At 66.3% G+C, this 17046-nt stretch carries 17 protein-coding genes; all 17 read right to left on the bottom strand.

Annotated elements, in window-relative coordinates; genetic code table 11:
* Positions 1-387, bottom strand: a complete 387-nt coding sequence (locus tag AB0I14_RS09800; RefSeq protein ID WP_358019547.1) for a hypothetical protein — start codon at positions 385-387, stop codon at positions 1-3.
* Positions 388-544: 157 nt separating this feature from the next.
* A complete protein-coding gene (gene nuoN / locus AB0I14_RS09795) occupies positions 545-2110 on the bottom strand; it encodes an NADH-quinone oxidoreductase subunit NuoN (protein WP_358019544.1) in 1566 nt (521 codons plus the stop codon).
* A gap of 2 nt (positions 2111-2112) precedes the next feature.
* Positions 2113-3729 carry an NADH-quinone oxidoreductase subunit M gene (locus AB0I14_RS09790; protein ID WP_358019541.1) on the bottom strand — a complete coding sequence of 539 codons (1617 nt, stop codon included), beginning with the start codon at positions 3727-3729 and terminating at the stop codon, positions 2113-2115.
* The gene (nuoL, locus tag AB0I14_RS09785) at positions 3723-5603 is read right to left on the bottom strand and encodes an NADH-quinone oxidoreductase subunit L (RefSeq protein WP_358019538.1); all 1881 of its coding nucleotides are present in this window, start codon (positions 5601-5603) and stop codon (positions 3723-3725) included. The genes AB0I14_RS09790 and nuoL overlap by 7 nt, the downstream gene beginning before the upstream one ends.
* A 7-nt stretch (positions 5604-5610) precedes the next feature.
* Positions 5611-5910, bottom strand: a complete 300-nt coding sequence (nuoK, locus tag AB0I14_RS09780; protein ID WP_064878910.1) for an NADH-quinone oxidoreductase subunit NuoK — start codon at positions 5908-5910, stop codon at positions 5611-5613.
* A 4-nt stretch (positions 5911-5914) separates the two neighbouring features.
* Positions 5915-6700, bottom strand: coding sequence for an NADH-quinone oxidoreductase subunit J (locus AB0I14_RS09775; RefSeq protein ID WP_358019534.1), 786 nt, complete (start codon positions 6698-6700; stop codon positions 5915-5917).
* Positions 6697-7230, bottom strand: coding sequence for an NADH-quinone oxidoreductase subunit NuoI (nuoI, locus tag AB0I14_RS09770; RefSeq protein ID WP_358019531.1), 534 nt, complete (start codon positions 7228-7230; stop codon positions 6697-6699). The genes AB0I14_RS09775 and nuoI overlap by 4 nt, the downstream gene beginning before the upstream one ends.
* Positions 7223-8446 carry an NADH-quinone oxidoreductase subunit NuoH gene (nuoH, locus tag AB0I14_RS09765; protein WP_358019528.1) on the bottom strand — a complete coding sequence of 408 codons (1224 nt, stop codon included), beginning with the start codon at positions 8444-8446 and terminating at the stop codon, positions 7223-7225. The genes nuoI and nuoH overlap by 8 nt, the downstream gene beginning before the upstream one ends.
* On the bottom strand, positions 8443-10830 hold the full coding sequence (locus AB0I14_RS09760) for an NADH-quinone oxidoreductase subunit G (RefSeq protein WP_358019525.1): 2388 nt from the start codon (positions 10828-10830) through the stop codon (positions 8443-8445). Before AB0I14_RS09760 ends, nuoH begins: the two co-directional genes overlap by 4 nt.
* 32 nt (positions 10831-10862) lie before the next feature.
* Positions 10863-12179 (bottom strand): NADH-quinone oxidoreductase subunit NuoF, encoded by a 1317-nt coding sequence (gene nuoF, locus AB0I14_RS09755; RefSeq protein ID WP_358019522.1) that lies wholly within the window; start codon positions 12177-12179, stop codon positions 10863-10865.
* Positions 12176-12907, bottom strand: coding sequence for an NADH-quinone oxidoreductase subunit NuoE (gene nuoE, locus AB0I14_RS09750; RefSeq protein ID WP_358019519.1), 732 nt, complete (start codon positions 12905-12907; stop codon positions 12176-12178). The genes nuoF and nuoE overlap by 4 nt, the downstream gene beginning before the upstream one ends.
* Positions 12908-12968: 61 nt before the next feature.
* Positions 12969-14273, bottom strand: coding sequence for an NADH dehydrogenase (quinone) subunit D (gene nuoD / locus AB0I14_RS09745; RefSeq protein ID WP_358019517.1), 1305 nt, complete (start codon positions 14271-14273; stop codon positions 12969-12971).
* Positions 14273-14968 carry an NADH-quinone oxidoreductase subunit C gene (locus tag AB0I14_RS09740; RefSeq protein ID WP_358019514.1) on the bottom strand — a complete coding sequence of 232 codons (696 nt, stop codon included), beginning with the start codon at positions 14966-14968 and terminating at the stop codon, positions 14273-14275. The genes nuoD and AB0I14_RS09740 overlap by 1 nt, the downstream gene beginning before the upstream one ends.
* Positions 14965-15519 (bottom strand): NADH-quinone oxidoreductase subunit B, encoded by a 555-nt coding sequence (locus AB0I14_RS09735; protein ID WP_036388633.1) that lies wholly within the window; start codon positions 15517-15519, stop codon positions 14965-14967. Before AB0I14_RS09735 ends, AB0I14_RS09740 begins: the two co-directional genes overlap by 4 nt.
* Positions 15510-15878, bottom strand: a complete 369-nt coding sequence (locus tag AB0I14_RS09730) for an NADH-quinone oxidoreductase subunit A (RefSeq protein ID WP_358019510.1) — start codon at positions 15876-15878, stop codon at positions 15510-15512. The genes AB0I14_RS09735 and AB0I14_RS09730 overlap by 10 nt, the downstream gene beginning before the upstream one ends.
* Before the next feature lie 173 nt (positions 15879-16051).
* A complete protein-coding gene (locus AB0I14_RS09725) occupies positions 16052-16450 on the bottom strand; it encodes a hypothetical protein (RefSeq protein WP_358019507.1) in 399 nt (132 codons plus the stop codon).
* Between the two features lie 64 nt (positions 16451-16514).
* Positions 16515-17030: a YceI family protein gene (locus tag AB0I14_RS09720; protein WP_358019504.1), complete on the bottom strand. Its 516-nt coding sequence runs from the start codon at positions 17028-17030 to the stop codon at positions 16515-16517.
* Between the last annotated feature and the right edge of the window lie 16 nt (positions 17031-17046).

Below are 17046 nucleotides of genomic sequence, written 5' to 3'. Positions count from 1 at the left end.
CTATCCCAATTTGGGAATCGTCGCGAGAATCACTGGGATGTCGGTATTTTCGTCGATGTAGTAGCTGGCGCACACTCTGTGGTAGCCGTCGGCGATCTGCAGCGGTACGGTGCGAGACAGCCGGCCGCGCACCAGCAGGATCGGTGAGAGCGCTGTGCCCTGATCCACCTTTTGCAGGTCGGCTTTGACATGCGCGTTGTCCTTCGGCAGCAGGGGCAGCCCCGCGGCGCGCAAGATGTCCTTGGCCTTCTTGTGCGCGACGGTTCCACCACGCAGGGCGTCGATGATGCCGGAAACCGTGTCACTGTCGGCGATCAGGTCCAGATAGTCGGCCGCTGCTGGGTAGTCGTGCGTCTCGGGCTTGTCCAGCCAGTGGATCTTCGGCATCTTCGTGCCCTTTCGGTTTCGGGTTGACGGGCGGAGGCTGCGCCACGCCGACGTGCTGCCATCTTGCCCTTGGAGCGCCGAGGGGTCACGGGTAGCCGGCTACTCGAGTTGAAACAGGAAACGTGCTGTGAGACAGCCGATATCTGGCTGTGAACGCCTAACGAAAGAACGTCTGGGCGTTGTTGGCGAGATCCAGCAACGGCTGAGGGAGGGCACCGAGCGCGAAGGTCACTGCCGCGGTGACCGTGATGACGGCGGTGGTGAGCCCGCTCGGGACGACGACGTCGGGTGCGTCCTCGGGAGGGTCGGTGAAGAACATCAGCACGATCACCCGCACGTAGAAGTAGGCCGCAACGGCGCTGGCGATGACGCCGACGATGACTAGCGGGATCGCCCCGCCCTCACCGGCGGCCTTGAACACCGCGAACTTGCTGACGAATCCGCTGGTCAGCGGAATCCCGGCGAACGCCAGAAGGAACAGCGAAAACACCACGCCGACAATCGGATATCGGCGGCCCAGTCCGGCCCACCGGGCCATCGACGTCTCCTCCTCGTCGGCGGCGTTGCGGACCAGGCCGACGACGGCGAATGCGCCCAGCGTGCTGAATCCGTACGCGAACAGGTAGAACAGCGTGGAGGACACCCCAGCGGGGTTGGCGGCGATCACGCCGGTGAGGATGAAACCAGAGTGCGCCACCGCGGAGTAGGCGAGCATTCGTTTCACGTCAGTCTGGGTGACGGCGGTGATGGTCCCGACCACCATGGTCAGGATCGCGATCGCCCACAGGACCGGCCGCCAGTCATCGCGTAACTGCGGTACGGCAACGTAGAAGATGCGCAGCATGGCGCCGAAGGCGGCGATCTTGGTGGCCGCGGCCATGAACGCGGTGATCGCGGTAGGGGCGCCCTGGTACACGTCGGGAATCCACGAATGGAACGGAACGGCACCGACTTTGAACAACACCCCGACCAGCAACAGGGCGATACCGATCAGTGCCAGCGGGGTGTTGGGTGCCCTGGTGGCCACGGCCGTGGCGATCCCGTTCAGGTCCAGGGTGCCGGCATAGCCGTACAGCATGGCCGCACCGTAGAGAAAGAAAGCCGACGAGAACGCGCCGAGCAGAAAATATTTCAGCGACGCCTCCTGAGAGAGCAGCCGCCGGCGACGGGCCAGCCCACACAGCAGATACAGCGGAAGCGACAGGACTTCCAGCGCGATGAACATGGTCAGCAGATCGTCGGCGGCCGGGAACAGCAGCATGCCGCCGATGGCGAACATCGTCAGCGGAAAGACCTCGGTCTGCATCACCCCAGCCTTGGTGGCCAGTTGTTCGGCCACACTTCCCGGCGCCGAGGACGCCTGCGGCGTAAAGCCGTCCAGACCGCCGATGCCGTCTCGCGCCGCGGAGCGGGGTTGCCGTTCAGCGATCAGCAGGATCCCCAGCATGCCGACCAGGGCGATGGTGCCCTGCAGGAACAACGCCGGGGCATCGAGGACCACCGCGCCCAGTACCGCCGGCCTGCCGGGGGTGCCGTGCAAGTCCCGGGCCAACAGGACGACCGCCACCACGGCGGCCACCAGCCCGCCGAGCGCGAGGGCAACCTGTACCCGGTAGCGGGCCGATCGGGGCAGGAATGCCTCGACGAGTACACCGGCCACGCCCACCCCGAACACGATCAGCATGGGGGAGAGCAGGCCGTATTCGATGCTCGGTGTCACCATGATCAGCGAACCCCCTCTGCCATCTTGGGTAGCACCTGCGGTGGCGGATCGGTCTGTCCGATGGTGGTCAACGTGTGCTGGACGGCCGGATTGATCACGTCCAGTGCGGGTTTGGGATAGATGCCCAGCACCAGCAGCAGCGCGATCAAGGGGGCCACAACGACGAGTTCGCGAGGCACCAGATCCCGGATCCGGTGCTCGTCTCCGGAGGGCTCCTCGGGGACCGGACCGGTCATCATCCGCTGGTACATCCACAGGATGTAGACGGCGGACAGCACCAGTGCGGTGGCCGCGAACACCGCGACCACCGGATAGCGCGTGAATGTGCCGATGAGAACCAGGAATTCACTGATGAACGGCGCCAGGCCCGGCAGCGACAACGTCGCGAGCCCGGCCACCAGGAACGCCCCGGCGAGCACCGGAGCCACCTTCTGCACGCCGCCGTAGGCGTCGATCATCCGGGAACCGCGGCGTGAGACCAGGAATCCGGCGATCAGGAACAGTGCGGCCGTGGAGATCCCGTGGTTGATCATGTACAGCGTCGACCCGGCCTGGCCCTGGCTGGTCATCACGAAGATGCCCAGGATGATGAAACCGAAATGCGAGATCGACGTGTAGGCGATCAAGCGCATCACATCGGTCTGGCCGATCGCCAGGACGGCGCCGTAGATGATGCCGATCACCGCGAGGGTGATGACCAGCGGGCGGAAATACGTTGACGCATCGGGGAACAGCGGCAGGCAGTAACGCAGCATGCCGAAGGTGCCGACCTTGTCCATGATCGCCATCATCAGCACTGCGCTGGCCGGGGTCGCCTGCACGGCGGCATCCGGCAACCACCGGTGAAACGGCCACAACGGTGCCTTGACGGCGAATGCGAACATGAAACCCAGGAACAGGAAGTTCGCCACCGCGGGGTTGATCACCAGCGCACCGGACGATACCGCGGCGACGATCGCGCGGAAATCGAAGGTGCCCGAGGCAGGATTGTCGGCACCGCCGACGGCCGCGAACGCGTCGCTGCCCGCGGTCACCACATACAGACCGATCACCGCGGCCAGCATGACCAATCCGCCGAACAGGTTGTACAGCAGGAACTTGACCGCCGCTTTAGACCTGTTCTCGCCGCCGAAGCCACCGATCAGGAAATACATCGGGATCAGCATGGCTTCGAAGAACACGTAGAACAGCAGGATGTCCAGGGCCACCAGGGACATGAACACCATGCCCTGCACGGCCAGCGTCAACGCCAGGTAGGCCTGCACGCCGCGGCCACCGAGCCCGGTCTGGTGCGCGGCGTCATTCCAGCCCGCGACGATGAGCAGCGGCAGCAGCACGGCGGTGAGAACGACAAGGGCCAGCGCGATTCCGTCGACACCGAGGATGTAGCCGGTTCCGAACGACGGTATCCAGCGGTGTGATTCGACGAACTGAAACTGCTCGCCCGCCGGATCGAAACCGACGGCGAGCACGGCCGCCAGGCCCAGCACCACCAGCGAGACCACCAGCGCCAGCCATTTCGCCAACGTCCGCTGCCCGGCCGGGAGCAGCATCACCACGGCGGCTCCCACCGTCGGGGTGGCCCACAACGCCGTCAGCCACGGAAATGTGCTCACCACAGTCGCACCGCCAGGATCGTCGCCACCACCAGGGCCGCCCCGCCCAGCATGGAGAGCGCATAGGAGCGGGCGAAGCCGGTCTGCAACTGGCGCAACCCCTCCGATGTTCGGCTGACCAGCGCGGCCAGCCCGCCGGCCGTTCCGTCGACCACCTTGTCATCGACGGTCACCAGGGCCGCGGTCAAGGTCTGGCCACCTCGCATGAACACCGCCTCGTTGAATGCGTCGCCGTACAGATCGCGTCGGGCCGCCACCGCCCACGCTGACCCGTCGGGCACGTCGGCCGGAACCGGCTGCTGCGCATACATCCGGTAGGCCACCGCGATACCGACCGCCACGACCGCCAGCACTACCACGGTGACCACCCACGCGGGGATCGCGTGGTGCGCCTCGTGAGCGCCGACGACCGGCTCCAGCCAATGTGACAGCGTGCCGCCGATCGCCAGCGCACCGCCGGAGACCACCGAGCCGACCGCGAGCAAGATCATCGGCCAGGTCATCACGGCCGGGGCCTCGTGGGGATGCGACTGTTCGTCCCAGCGCTTTTCGCCGAAGAACGTCATGAGCATCACCCGGGTCATGTAGAACGCGGTGATCCCGGCCCCCAGGATGGCCGCCCCGCCGAGGATCATGCCGCGCACGCCCCCGGCGCCCAGCGCCGCTTCGATGATGCTGTCTTTGGAGAAGAAGCCGGCAAGCGGCGGGACCCCGATGATGGCCAGATAGCCGAGTCCGAACGTGGCGAACGTGACCGGCAGGACCTTGCGCAGGCCGCCGTAGCGCCGCATGTTCACCTCGTCGTTCATGGCGTGCATCACCGACCCGGCGCCGAGGAACAGGCCGGCCTTGAAGAATCCGTGGGTCAGCAAGTGCATGATCGCGAACGCGTAACCGGCGGGCCCGAGTCCGGCGGCGAGCACCATGTAGCCGATCTGGCTCATGGTCGACGCGGCCAGGGCCTTCTTGATGTCGTCCTTGGCGCAGCCGATGATCGCGCCGAACAGCAGCGTGACCGCCCCGACGATGACCACACCGGTCTGGGCGCCCGGCGCCAGGTCGAAGATCGGCCCCGAACGCACGATCAGATAGACGCCTGCGGTGACCATCGTCGCGGCATGGATCAGCGCCGACACCGGGGTCGGGCCCTCCATCGCATCCCCGAGCCAGGACTGCAGCGGCACCTGGGCCGATTTGCCACACGCGCCCAACAACAGCAGCAGGCCGATCGCGGTCAGGGTTCCTTCGCTCAATGCCGGTGCGGCGCCGAACACCCCGGCGAACGAGATGGATCCGACGGTGGCGAACATGATCATCAGTGCGATCGCCAGGCCCATGTCGCCGACCCGGTTGACGACGAAAGCCTTCTTGGCTGCGGCGGCGGCCGAGGGTTTGTACGACCAGAATCCGATCAGCAGATACGAGGCCAGGCCCACGCCTTCCCACCCGGCGTACAGACCGAGGTAGTTGTCCGCGAGCACGAGCAGCAGCATCGCCGCAAGGAACAGGTTCAGATATGCGAAAAACCTTCTCCGGTCCGGATCGTCAGCCATGTAGCCGATCGAGTAGACGTGGATCAGCGAGCCCACACCGGTGATCAGCAGCACGAAGCACACCGACAGCTGATCCAGTTGCAACCCGAAATCGACCTGCAGGCCGGCCACCGGAACCCAGGAGAACAGAGATTCCTGAAGCGCGCGGTGCTCGTCGTGCCGGCCCAGCATCTGGGTGAAGAGCACCGCTCCGACGGCGAAGGCGCCCACGGCGGTCGCGCAACCCAGCAGATGCCCCCACCGGTCGGATCGTCGGCCGCCCAACAGCAGCACCGCTGCTCCGGCGGCGGGGAGGGCGATCAGCAGCCACACAGGTAATGTCATGTTGCCCTTAGTGCTTCAGCAGGCTGGCGTCGTCGACCGAGGCCGAATGGCGGGTACGGAAGATGGTCATGATGATGGCCAGGCCGATGACCACCTCGCAGGCGGCCACCACCATGGTGAAGAACGCCACCACCTGACCGTCGAGATGGCCGTGCATGCGGGAGAACGCCACGAATGCCAGATTCGCCGCGTTGAGCATGAGCTCGACGCACATGAACATCACGATGGCATTGCGCCGCAACAGCACTCCCGATGCGCCGATAGTGAACAGCAGCGCCGACAGGTAGAGATAGTTGTCGGGATTCATCGCATCACCCCTCCCCGTTGGCCGAGTTGCTGATCGTGCGCCGCGGCAGGATGGCGCTGACCGACAACGCCGCGTCGGAGCCATCGGGCAGGCGTGCCGGGACATCGACGGCGTTGTGCCGCGCGTAGACACCGGGATTGGGCAGCGGCGTCGGGTGGCCCCCGGCCTGGAAGCGCTCGACGGCCAGCTCCCGCTGGGTCTTGCGGTGTTCGAAGCGTTCCCGGTGCGCCAGCACCATCGCCCCCATTGCCGCGGTGATGAGCAGTGTGCTGGTCAACTCGAATGCCCACAGGTACCGGGTGAAGATCAGGGCGGCCAGACCTTCCACGTTGCCGCCGCTGTTGGCTTGGGCCAGGCCGGTGAACCCGCTGACGGACACGCTGCCGATCCCGGCGATCAACAGGATGCCGAACCCGGTGCCGGCCGCGAGTGCCGCAAGACGTTGGCCGCGTATCGTTTCGGCGAACGATTCGGACAGGTCGACACCGATGAGCATCAGCACGAACAGGAAGAGCATCATCACCGCGCCGGTGTAGACCACCACCTGCACCACGCCGAGGAACAGGGCGTCCTGGGCGATGTAGAGCACCGCCAGCGAGATCATTGTGCAGGCCAGGAACACCGCGGAGTACACAGCTTTCGGTGCGGCGACCACGCCGATGGCGCCGAGCACTGCGACCGTCCCCAGGATCCAGAACAGCACTGCCTCTGATGTCGACGTGCGCGCCGCGGGTTCGGCCGCGGCGAGCCGCGAAATGTGCTCGGCCAGCAGCACGACGTCGGGGGTCATTGGACGTCCTCGGTGAGCGGTTTGATCCGGCCGAGGTAGTAGTCGTCGTCGGTACTGCCCGGTGCCATGTCGTGAGGAGGCGCCTGCATCCCCGGTTGCATCGGGGCCAGCAGTTTGTCCTTGCCCCAGATCAGATCTGCCCGGTTGTCGTCGGCCATCTCGTATTCGTTCGTCATCGTCAGGGCCCGGGTCGGGCAGGCCTCGATGCACAATCCGCACCCGATACAGCGCAGGTAGTTGATCTGGTACACCCGGCCGTAGCGCTCGCCCGGCGAGAAGCGTTCTGCGTCAGTGTTGTCGGCACCTTCGACGAAGATGGCGTCGGCCGGGCAGGCCCAGGCGCACAACTCGCAGCCGATGCACTTCTCCAGGCCGTCGGGGTAGCGGTTGAGTTGATGCCGGCCGTGATAGCGCGGTGCGACCGGTCCCGGCTTCTCCGGATACTCTTCGGTGATCGTCTTTTTGAACATCGAGCTGAACGTGACCGCGAATCCGGCCAGGGCATCGAGGAACTTGGGCTTCTTAGACATCGACCGCCTCCTTTCCAGCTTTCGGCAGCGGCGGCACCGGATAGGCCCCGGCGCTCTGCTGCGGTATCGGCTGTACGGTTCTGCCCCGCAGTGCCTTCCACAGTGCGACGGCCAGCACCGCCACCACCACGACCGCCGTGGTCACCAGACCGGTGGCCCAGTTGTGGTAGCCGTGCTCGCGCAGGCTGTGGGTGACCGCGACGACCATGATCCAGACGAGTGACACCGGGATGAGCACCTTCCAGCCCAGTGCCATGAACTGGTCGTAGCGCAGCCGGGGCAGGGTGGCGCGCAGCCAGAAATAGAGGAACATGAACGTCCACACCTTGGCGGTGAACCACAGCAGCGGCCACCAGCCGCTGTTGGCGCCGTCGATCAGGTTGAACGGGAACGGTGCATGCCACCCACCGAGGAACATCGTGGTGGCCAGCGCGGACACGGTGGTCATGTTGACGTACTCGGCGAGCATGAACATCGCGAACTTCAACGACGAGTACTCGGTGTGGAAGCCGCCGACCAGTTCCCCCTCGGCCTCGGGCAGATCGAAAGGCGCCCGGTTGGTTTCACCCACCATCGACGTCACGTACACCACGAACGAGGGCAGGAGCAGGAACACATACCAGGTGCGATCCTGGGCCGCCACGATGCCCGAGGTGGACATGGTGCCCGCGTAGAGGAAGACCGCGGCGAAGGACAAGGCCATCGCGACCTCGTAGGAGATCACCTGGGCGCTGGAGCGCAGCCCACCCATGAGCGGGTAGGTGGACCCGGAGGCCCAGCCGGCCAGCACGATGCCGTACACGCCGATCGAGGTGACAGCCAGGATGTAGAGCACCGCTACGGGGAGATCGGTCAATTGCAGTGCGGTGCGGTGACCGAACACCGATACCTCACCGCCCATCGGGATCACCGCGAACGCCATGAAGGCCGGGATCACCGCGATCACCGGGGCCAGTAGGTAGAGGGGTTTGTCGACGCCGGCCGGGGTGAGGCCCTCCTTGAGGGCGAGCTTCACGCCGTCGGCCAGGGACTGCAGCAGACCCCAGGGACCGACGCGGTTGGGCCCTGGCCGCATCTGCATGCGGCCCAGCACCTTCCGTTCGATGAGGATCGCCGCGAGCACGGTCAGCAGCAGGAAGACGAACACCCCGAGTGCCTTGGCCAGGATCAGCCACCACGGGTCGTGGCCGAACAGGGTGGGGTCGGGGTAGGTCATGAGGCGGCCCGCCCGATCGCGACCAGGGCACCGGCGGTCACCCCGAGTTGACGATGGATCGCCGATCCCGGGGAATTGGTGGGCAGCCATACCACCCGGTCGGGCATCTCGGTAACCGACAGCGGCAACGTGACCGATCCTCGGTCGGTGCTGACGGTCACCGGATCTCCCGCTGCCGCACCGAGTTCAGTGGCGGTGCCGGGGGAGAGCCGCACCACCGGGCTGACCGCGGTGCCGGCCAGATAGGGTTCGCCGTCCTGCAGGCGTCCGGCGTCCAGCAGCAGACGCCAGCTGGCCAGCACGGCCTGTCCGGGTCCGGGGGTGGGGAGCGGTTCGGGTGTCGTCGACGGCTCCGCGGGGCAGGGTCCGGTCCAGGAGCCGAGCCGGGCCAGTTCGGCGTCGGCGGCTTCGGGTCCGGTCAGCCCGAGGTCGACGCCGATCTCGTCGGCGAGGTACTGCAGCACCCGCAGGTCGGGAATCGCGTTGGTCTGCAATGCCGGCTTGAACGGGCGAATCCGGCCCTCCCAGTTGAGGTATGCGCCGGCCTTCTCCACCACGGGCGCCACGGGGAACACCACATCGGCCAGTTCGGTGACCTCGCTCTCGCGCAGCTCGAGGCTCACCACGAACGGGGTGGCCCGCAGCGCGGCCAGCGCCGTGACGGGGTCGGGGAGGTCGGTGATCTCGACGCCGCCGACCAGAAGCGCGGAGAGTTGTCCGTCGGCGGCCGCGGCCAGGATGGCGTTCGTGTCGCGGCCGGTGTTGCCGGGCAGTTCGGCGACGTTCCAGACCGCGGCGGTCTGGGCCCGCGCGTCGGCGTCGGTCACCGGGCGCCCACCGGGCAGAAGGTTCGGCAGGGCGCCGGCCTCCAGGGCGCCGCGCTCACCGGCCCGGCGCGGGATCCAGGCCAACCGGGCCCCGGTCGCGGTGGCAAGACGCAGCGCGGCCGACAGTGCACCGGGTGAGGTGGCCAGTCGCTCACCGACCAGGACCACGGCGCCCGGGCGTCGCAGCCGCTCATCGGTCTCCAGCGCGGCCAATGCGTCCGCCTCGGCCCCAGGGACGGTCGCGATCAGCGTGCCCGCCATCTTGGTCAGCCCGCGGCTGGCGAACGGTGCCACCGCGAGCACCTGCTGGCCGTTCTTGCGGGCGGCCTTGCGCAGCCGCAGGAAGACGATCGGGGATTCCTCTTCGGGCTCCAGCCCGACCAGCAGAACGGTCGGTGCCTTCTCCAGTTCGGCGTAGCGCAATGTCATCGGCTGCGCAGCGATGCGGGAGGACAGGAAATCGGCCTCCTCACCGGAGTGCGGGCGGGCGCGGAAGTCGATGTCGTTGGTGCCCAGCACCATTCGGGCGAACTTCGAATAGGCGTAGGCGTCCTGCACGGTGCAGCGTCCACCGACCAACACGCCGGTGTTCGACGCCGCAGCCAGCAGGCCCGCCCCGGCAACCGTCAGCGCCTCCGACCACGATGCCGGGCGCAGCGTGCCGTCTTCGCGAATCAACGGTGTGGTGATCCGGTCGCCGGTGGTGGCATAGGTGAAGGCCCACCGGCCCTTGTCGCAGTTCCACTCCTCGTTGACCTCGGGGTCGTCACCGGCCAGGCGGCGCAGTACTTTCCCACGGCGGTGGTCGGTGCGCTGGGCGCAACCCGACGCGCAGTGCTCGCACACGCTGGGGCTGGACACCAGGTCGAAGGGCCGCGCCCGGAAGCGGTAGGCCGTCCCGGTGAGGGCGCCCACCGGGCAGATCTGCACGGTGTTGCCGGAGAAGTAGGACTGGAACGGCTCGCCCGGGGCGATGCCGACCTGTTGCAGCGCACCGCGTTCCAACAGCTCGATGAACGGGTCGCCGGCGATCTGTGCGGAGAACCGGGTGCACCGTGCGCACAGCACGCACCGTTCGCGGTCCAGCAGCACCTGCGCGGAGATGCTGATCGGTTTCGGGTAGGTCCGCTTGACGTCCTCGAACCGGGTTTCCGGGCGCCCGTTGGACATTGCCTGGTTCTGCAACGGGCATTCACCGCCCTTGTCGCAGACCGGGCAGTCCAGCGGGTGGTTGATCAGCAGCAGTTCCATCACGCCGCGCTGTGCCTTGTCTGCCGCCTCGGAGCTGTACTGGGTGTGTACCACCATGTCCGGGCTGACCGTGGTGGTACACGAGGCCATCGGTTTGCGCTGGCCCTCGACTTCGACCAGGCACTGCCGGCAGGCCCCGACGGGATCGAGCAGCGGGTGATCGCAGAACCGGGGGATCTGGACACCCATCAGTTCGGCGGCGCGGATCACCAACGTGCCCTTGGGGACACTGATCTGTTCACCGTCGATGGTGAGCGACACCATCTCGACCGGCGGGGTGTCCTTGGTCGGTTCGGCCAGCGTCATGCACGCCCCCCTCTCCTCGCGGTGAGAAACATCTACGCACCCGCCCCTTCGGTCGCCATCAATGTCGAGGCGTGCGGATCGAACGGGCACCCGCCGTCCAGATGCGCCACGTACTCCTCGCGAAAATGCTGGATCGACGACATGATCGGGCTGGCCGCACCGTCTCCCAACGCGCAGAACGACTTTCCGAAGATGCCGTCGGCGATGTCGAGCAGCTTGTCGATATCGGCCTGAGTGCCCGCACCGGTTTCCAGCCGGGCGTAGATCTGGGCCAGCCAGTAGGTGCCTTCCCGGCACGGTGTGCACTTACCGCAGGACTCGTGGGCGTAGAACTGCGTCCAGCGCCGCACCGCCCGGACCACACAGGTGGTCTCGTCGAAGATCTGCAGTGCCTTGGTGCCCAGCATGGAGCCGACGGAGGCCATGCCCTCGTAATCCAGTGGCACATCGATGTGTTCGGCCGTCAGGAGTGGTGTCGACGAACCGCCCGGGGTCCAGAATTTCAGGGTGTTCCCGTCGCGGACGCCGCCGGCGTAGTCGAGCAGTTCCCGCAGGGTGATTCCCAGCGGCGCCTCGTACTGGCCGGGCCGGTTGACGTGGCCCGACAGCGAATACAATGTGAAGCCGGGGGATTTCTCCGATCCCATCGACCGGAACCAATCCACCCCATTGACCATGATCGGCGGGACACTCGCGATGGACTCGACATTGTTGACCACCGTCGGGCACGCGTAGAGACCCGCGACGGCGGGAAACGGTGGGCGCAGCCGTGGTTGGCCGCGGCGGCCCTCCAGGGAATCCAGCAGTGCGGTTTCCTCGCCGCAGATGTAGGCACCCGCACCGGCGTGCACGGTCAGCTCCAGATCGAAGCCCGAGCCGAGGATGTCGGTACCCAGATATCCCGCCGCATAGGCCTCGGCGACCGCGGCCTGCAGACGCCGCAACACCGGCACGACTTCGCCACGCACGTAGATGAAGGCATGCTTGGCCCGGATCGAGTACGCCGCGATGATGACACCCTCGATGAGGAAGTGTGGCGTGGTCAGCAGGAGCGGAATGTCCTTACACGTCCCGGGTTCCGACTCGTCGGCGTTGACCACGAGATAGTGCGGCTTGGCTCCTGCGCCCTCTTCGCCCTGAGGGATGAACGACCACTTGGTCCCGGTCGGGAACCCGGCGCCGCCGCGGCCGCGCAGCCCGGAATCCTTCACCAGTCCGATCACGTCGTCCGGCCCCATCGCCAGGGCCCGCTGCAGCCCGCGGTAACCGTCGTGGCGGCGGTAGGTGTCCAACGTCCACGGTTCTGGTTCGTCCCAGAATCGGCTGAGTACCGGGGTCAGCGCCGTCATGCGCTCGGACCTGCCGCTTCAGGAGTGAACATTCCGCGTTTGCGGGCTTCCCGCAGCCCGGCCAGGGTGGCCGGGCCTGGGGTGCCGCCCGGCGCGTTGGGATCGCTCAGGCCGGCCAGGGTGCGGGCTGTTTCCCGGAAGGTGCACAGCGGCGCGCCGCGGGTCGGTGCGGGTGGAGTTCCGCCGCGGAGCCCGTCGACGAGATCCCGTGCCGACGACGGAGTCTGGTTGTCGTAGAACTCCCAGTTGACCATCATCACCGGCGCGTAATCACACGCGGCATTGCACTCGATGTGCTCCAGGGTGACCCGGCCGTCTGCAGTGGTTTCCCCGGCGTGGATGTCCAGGTGCTCCTGCAGCGAATCCAGGATCGCGTCGCCGCCCATGATCGCGCACAACGTGTTGGTGCACACCCCGACGAGGTAGTCGCCCGTCGGGGTACGCCGGTACATCGAGTAGAACGTGGCCACCGCGGTGACCTCGGCGTCGGTCAGGCCCAACAGCGTTGCGCAGAAACCGATTCCGGCCGGGGTCAGGCAACCGTCCTCGGCCTGCACCAGATGGAGCAACGGCAAAAGAGCGGAACGGGCATCGGGGTAGCGGGCGGTGATCTGCTCGGCCTCGGCAGTGAGTCGCGCCGTCACCTCATCCGGATATGCCGCGGGCCCGTTGATCGGCGGGCCCGCTTCATCGGGGCGCTGCCCCAGCTGAATGAATACGTCACTCATCCTTGCTGTCTCCCCTTCGCGCAAGCGCTCATGTGCGGTCTCTTCTTCGCGCAAGCGCTCATCAGCGGTCAACTCCGCCCATGACCGGGTCGATCGACGCCACCGCGGCAATGGCATCGGCGACCATGCCGCCCTCGCACATCGCCGCCACCGCTTGCAGATTCGTGAACGAGGGGTCCCGGTAGTGCACCCGGTAGGGCCGGGTGCCGCCGTCGGACACCAAGTGCACTCCGAGCTCGCCGCGCGGGGACTCCACGGCGACGTACACCTGCCCGGCGGGAACCCTGATGCCCTCGGTGACGAGCTTGAAGTGATGGATCAGCCCCTCCATCGAGTGGCCCATGATCTTGGCGATGTGCTCGGGGGAGTTGCCCAATCCGTCTGGGCCGACTTTGAGATCGGCCGGCCAGGCCAGCTTCTTGTCGTTGATCATCACGGGACCGTCGCCGAGCTTCTCGAGTCGGTCGACGCACTGCCCGACGATCTTGAGCGACTCCCGCATCTCCTTGACCCGGATGATGTACCGGCCGTACGAGTCGCAGCGGTCATCGGTGATCACGTCGAATTCGTAGTCCTCGTAGCCGCAGTACGGTTGTGCGCGACGCAGGTCGTGGGGCAGCCCGGTGGAGCGCAACACCGGGCCGGTGATGCCCAGGGCGATACACCCGGTCAGGTCGAGATACCCGACACCGACGGTGCGGGCCTTCCAGATGTAGTTCTCGTTGAGCAGATCCTCCAAGTCCTGCAACCGCTTCGGCAGGAGATCGAGCAGCGCCCGAACCTGGCCTATCGCGCCGTCGGGCAGATCGGCGGCCAGCCCGCCCGGCCGGATATAGGCGTGGTTCATCCGCAGGCCGGTGATCGACTCGAAGACCCGCAGGATCTCCTCGCGCTCTCGGAACCCGTAGAACATCGCACTCATCGCACCGAGTTCCATGCCGCCGGTGGCCAGCGCCACCAGATGCGAGGAAATCCGGTTGAGCTCCATGAGCATCACCCGGATGATGCTGGCGCGCTGGGGAATATCGTCGGTGACGCCGAGTAGCTTCTCCACGCCCAGGCAGTACGCCGTTTCGTTGAAGAACGGCGAGAGATAGTCCATCCGGGTGACGAAGGTGACGCCTTGCGTCCAGTTGCGGTATTCGAGATTCTTCTCGATACCGGTGTGCAGATAGCCGATGCCGCAACGGGCTTCGGTGATGATCTCGCCCTCGATCTCCAGGATCAGCCGCAGCACCCCGTGGGTCGACGGATGCTGGGGGCCCATGTTGACCACGATGCGTTCGCCTGCATGCTCACGGGCCGCGGCGACCACGTCATCCCAGTCCTGCCCGCCGACCACCACCACAGGAGATTCGGTACTCATCAGTTGTACGACCTCCGCTGATCGGGCGGCGGGATCTGCGCGCCGTGGTATTCGACCGGAATGCCGCCCAGCGGATAGTCCTTGCGCTGGGGATGGCCGACCCAGTCGTCGGGCATCTCGATCCGGGTCAGCGCCGGGTGCCCGTCGAACACGATTCCGAAGAAGTCGTAGGTCTCGCGTTCGTGCCAGTCGGTGGTCGGATAGATCGTGAACAGCGACGGCACATGCGGATCCGCATCGGGCGCTGCGACTTCCAGCCGGATCCGGCGGTTGTGGGTGATCGACATCAGCGGATAGACGGCGTGCAGTTCGCGGTCGGTGTCGTCGGGATAGTGCACCCCGCTCACACCCAGGCACAGTTCGAACCGCAACTGCGGATCATCGCGCAGCACACTGGCCACCGCGGGCAGTTGGACCCGGCTGACCTCCAAGGTCAGCTCATCGCGATGCACCACCACACGCTCGATCGACACCGCATAGCGTTCCTCGCCGAGGATTTCGGCGAGCCGGTCCACCACCTCATCGAAGAACCCGCCGTAGGGCCGGGGGGAGCTGCCGGGCAGTGCCACCGATCGCACCAGCCGGCCGTACCCGGAGGTGTCGCCCGTGCCCGAGGCGCCGAACATGCCGCGCCGCGTCCCGATCACCTCGGGGGTGTCGCCGCCGTCCGGGCCGTTCCCGTTGGCCGTGCTCACCGCAGCAGCCCCTTGAGCTCGATGGTCGGTGTGACGGCCAGCGCTGCCTGCTCGGCCTCACGGATCGCCTCCTCGCGGTTGACCCCGAGCGGCATCTGCTGAATCTTGTCGTGCAACTTGAGGATTGCGTGCAGGAGCATCTCCGGCCGCGGTGGGCAGCCGGGCAGGTAGATGTCCACCGGCACCACATGGTCGACGCCCTGCACCACCGCGTAGTTGTTGAACATGCCGCCGGAGGAAGCGCAAACCCCCATGGCCAGCACCCATTTCGGCTCGGCCATCTGGTCGTAGATCTGTCGCAGCACCGGCGCCATCTTCTGGCTGACCCGGCCCGCGACGATCATCAGGTCGGCCTGCCGCGGCGTCGCGGAGAACCGCTCCATGCCGAACCGGGCGATGTCGAACCGCGGCCCGGCCGTCGACATCATCTCGATTGCGCAGCAGGCCAGGCCGAAGGTGGCCGGCCACAACGACCCCTTACGTACGTAGCCCGCGACAGCCTCCACCGTCGACAGCAGGATTCCACCGGGCAGGCGCTCCTCTAATCCCAATTCAGGCCTCCTCGCCGCCAGACATAGGCGTACGCCACGAATACCGTGAGCATGAACAGCAACATCTCCACCAGCGCAAACAGCCCGAGATTGTCGAAGGCCACCGCCCACGGGTAGAGGAAGACGATTTCGATGTCGAACACGATGAACAACATCGCCGTCAGGTAGTACCGGATCGGCATGCGCTGGCCGGTCACGCCGGCAGCCCCGGGCTGCATCGGTTCGATACCGCATTCGTAGGCATCGAGTTTGGACCGGTTGTAGCGGCGCGGGCCGATGACGAGCGCGATCCCCACGGACCCCACGGCGAACGCGGCCGCGATCGCTCCGAGAACAAGGATGGGCGTGTATAGATTCATGCCACTTATCGCTCCCTCGCTGGGCTGTCGATGTGAGCTAACCCACAGCCTAGCGAGGTTTGCGGCCTGCGCCACACATTTTGGTTAGTATCGTTTCATATCGGGGCAGCGTGTCGCTGCGGCCACAGCCGTGCCGTGAACAATCAACGGCAACAGGGCAATTCGCAGAAAATTTACTGAGCTGGGGTGCGCAGCAGAGACACCACGGCATCGCCCAGCCGGATCGGATCGATCGGGTGTGGCACGGCGGCCTCCGCCTGTGACCAGCTAGCCAGCCAGGCGTCGTCGGGACGCCCCGTGAGCACGAGGATCGGCGGGCAATCGGTGATCTCGTCCTTGAGCTGTTTGGCCACTCCCATGCCCCCGGCCGGCGTGGCCTCCCCGTCGAGAATCGCCAGGTCGATACCCCCGGCGTCCATCTGCGAGATCACCATCGGTGCGGTGGCGATCTCCACGTACGCCAGTTCCGGCAGTTCCGGGTGCAGGCGTTTGCCCAGTGCGAGTCGTACCTGTTCGCGGGTGCGCGGGTTGTCGCTGTACACCAGGATGCGCAGCGGCGCTGGGCCGGCCATGGTGCCGATGCTACTGCGCGCGACGCCGTTGGCCGGACAACTCAGCGAATTCTGTTGTGGCGCATCAGTCCCGGGTGAACACCAGTTCACCCGAGAGGATCGTCGTCGGACCCACCATCCCGAGTAGGTCGCCCGACACGCCGAAGTCGGCCCGCTGTACCGAGCACCAGCCGGAGAGTTGCAGTGAACCGTCGTCGAGAATCTGCACGTCGACCGGCAACTCGATGGTTCGCGATACGCCTCGGACCGTAAGAACCGTCGTCAATCGCGCGCTTTCGTCCGACGGATCCAAACCTGTCACCTGAACGGCGATATCGGGGTGAGCCTCGGCATCGAAGAAATCGGCCGACCGCAGATGCGCGTCACGCTTGCCGATTCCGGTGCGCACTGACGCTGCTTTGATCACCACGCGGCCGGTCACCCCGTCATCGGCCCTGCCCTCACCGGTGAACTCGGTGAACCGCCCGGTGACGGTGGCCAGGCCCCACAGCGTCTTGTTCCGGAACGTCACTCGGGACCGGTCTGGGACCAGGGTCCAGTTTCCGGCGTGCGTGGTCAGGATGTCAGGGATCGTAGCCATGGCATCTCCGTTCAGT

The sequence above is a fragment of the Mycobacterium sp. NPDC050441 genome, from assembly GCF_040655355.1.
In the GTDB taxonomy this organism is placed as follows: domain Bacteria; phylum Actinomycetota; class Actinomycetes; order Mycobacteriales; family Mycobacteriaceae; genus Mycobacterium.
This window is presented reverse-complemented; position numbering and strand designations above follow the sequence as displayed.

Bases quoted from the DNA above. Each gene is read 5' to 3' on its own strand.
- AB0I14_RS09800 (WP_358019547.1), bottom strand. From the start codon at position 387: ATGCCGAAGATCCACTGGCTGGACAAGCCCGAGACGCACGACTACCCA.
- nuoN (WP_358019544.1), bottom strand. From the start codon at position 2,110: ATGGTGACACCGAGCATCGAATACGGCCTGCTCTCCCCCATGCTGATC.
- nuoL (WP_358019538.1), bottom strand. From the start codon at position 5,603: ATGACATTACCTGTGTGGCTGCTGATCGCCCTCCCCGCCGCCGGAGCA.
- nuoK (WP_064878910.1), bottom strand. From the start codon at position 5,910: ATGAATCCCGACAACTATCTCTACCTGTCGGCGCTGCTGTTCACTATC.
- AB0I14_RS09775 (WP_358019534.1), bottom strand. From the start codon at position 6,700: ATGACCCCCGACGTCGTGCTGCTGGCCGAGCACATTTCGCGGCTCGCC.
- nuoI (WP_358019531.1), bottom strand. From the start codon at position 7,230: ATGTCTAAGAAGCCCAAGTTCCTCGATGCCCTGGCCGGATTCGCGGTC.
- nuoH (WP_358019528.1), bottom strand. From the start codon at position 8,446: ATGACCTACCCCGACCCCACCCTGTTCGGCCACGACCCGTGGTGGCTG.
- AB0I14_RS09760 (WP_358019525.1), bottom strand. From the start codon at position 10,830: ATGACGCTGGCCGAACCGACCAAGGACACCCCGCCGGTCGAGATGGTG.
- nuoF (WP_358019522.1), bottom strand. From the start codon at position 12,179: ATGACGGCGCTGACCCCGGTACTCAGCCGATTCTGGGACGAACCAGAA.
- nuoE (WP_358019519.1), bottom strand. From the start codon at position 12,907: ATGAGTGACGTATTCATTCAGCTGGGGCAGCGCCCCGATGAAGCGGGC.
- nuoD (WP_358019517.1), bottom strand. From the start codon at position 14,273: ATGAGTACCGAATCTCCTGTGGTGGTGGTCGGCGGGCAGGACTGGGAT.
- AB0I14_RS09730 (WP_358019510.1), bottom strand. From the start codon at position 15,878: ATGAATCTATACACGCCCATCCTTGTTCTCGGAGCGATCGCGGCCGCG.
- AB0I14_RS09725 (WP_358019507.1), bottom strand. From the start codon at position 16,450: ATGGCCGGCCCAGCGCCGCTGCGCATCCTGGTGTACAGCGACAACCCG.
- AB0I14_RS09720 (WP_358019504.1), bottom strand. From the start codon at position 17,030: ATGGCTACGATCCCTGACATCCTGACCACGCACGCCGGAAACTGGACC.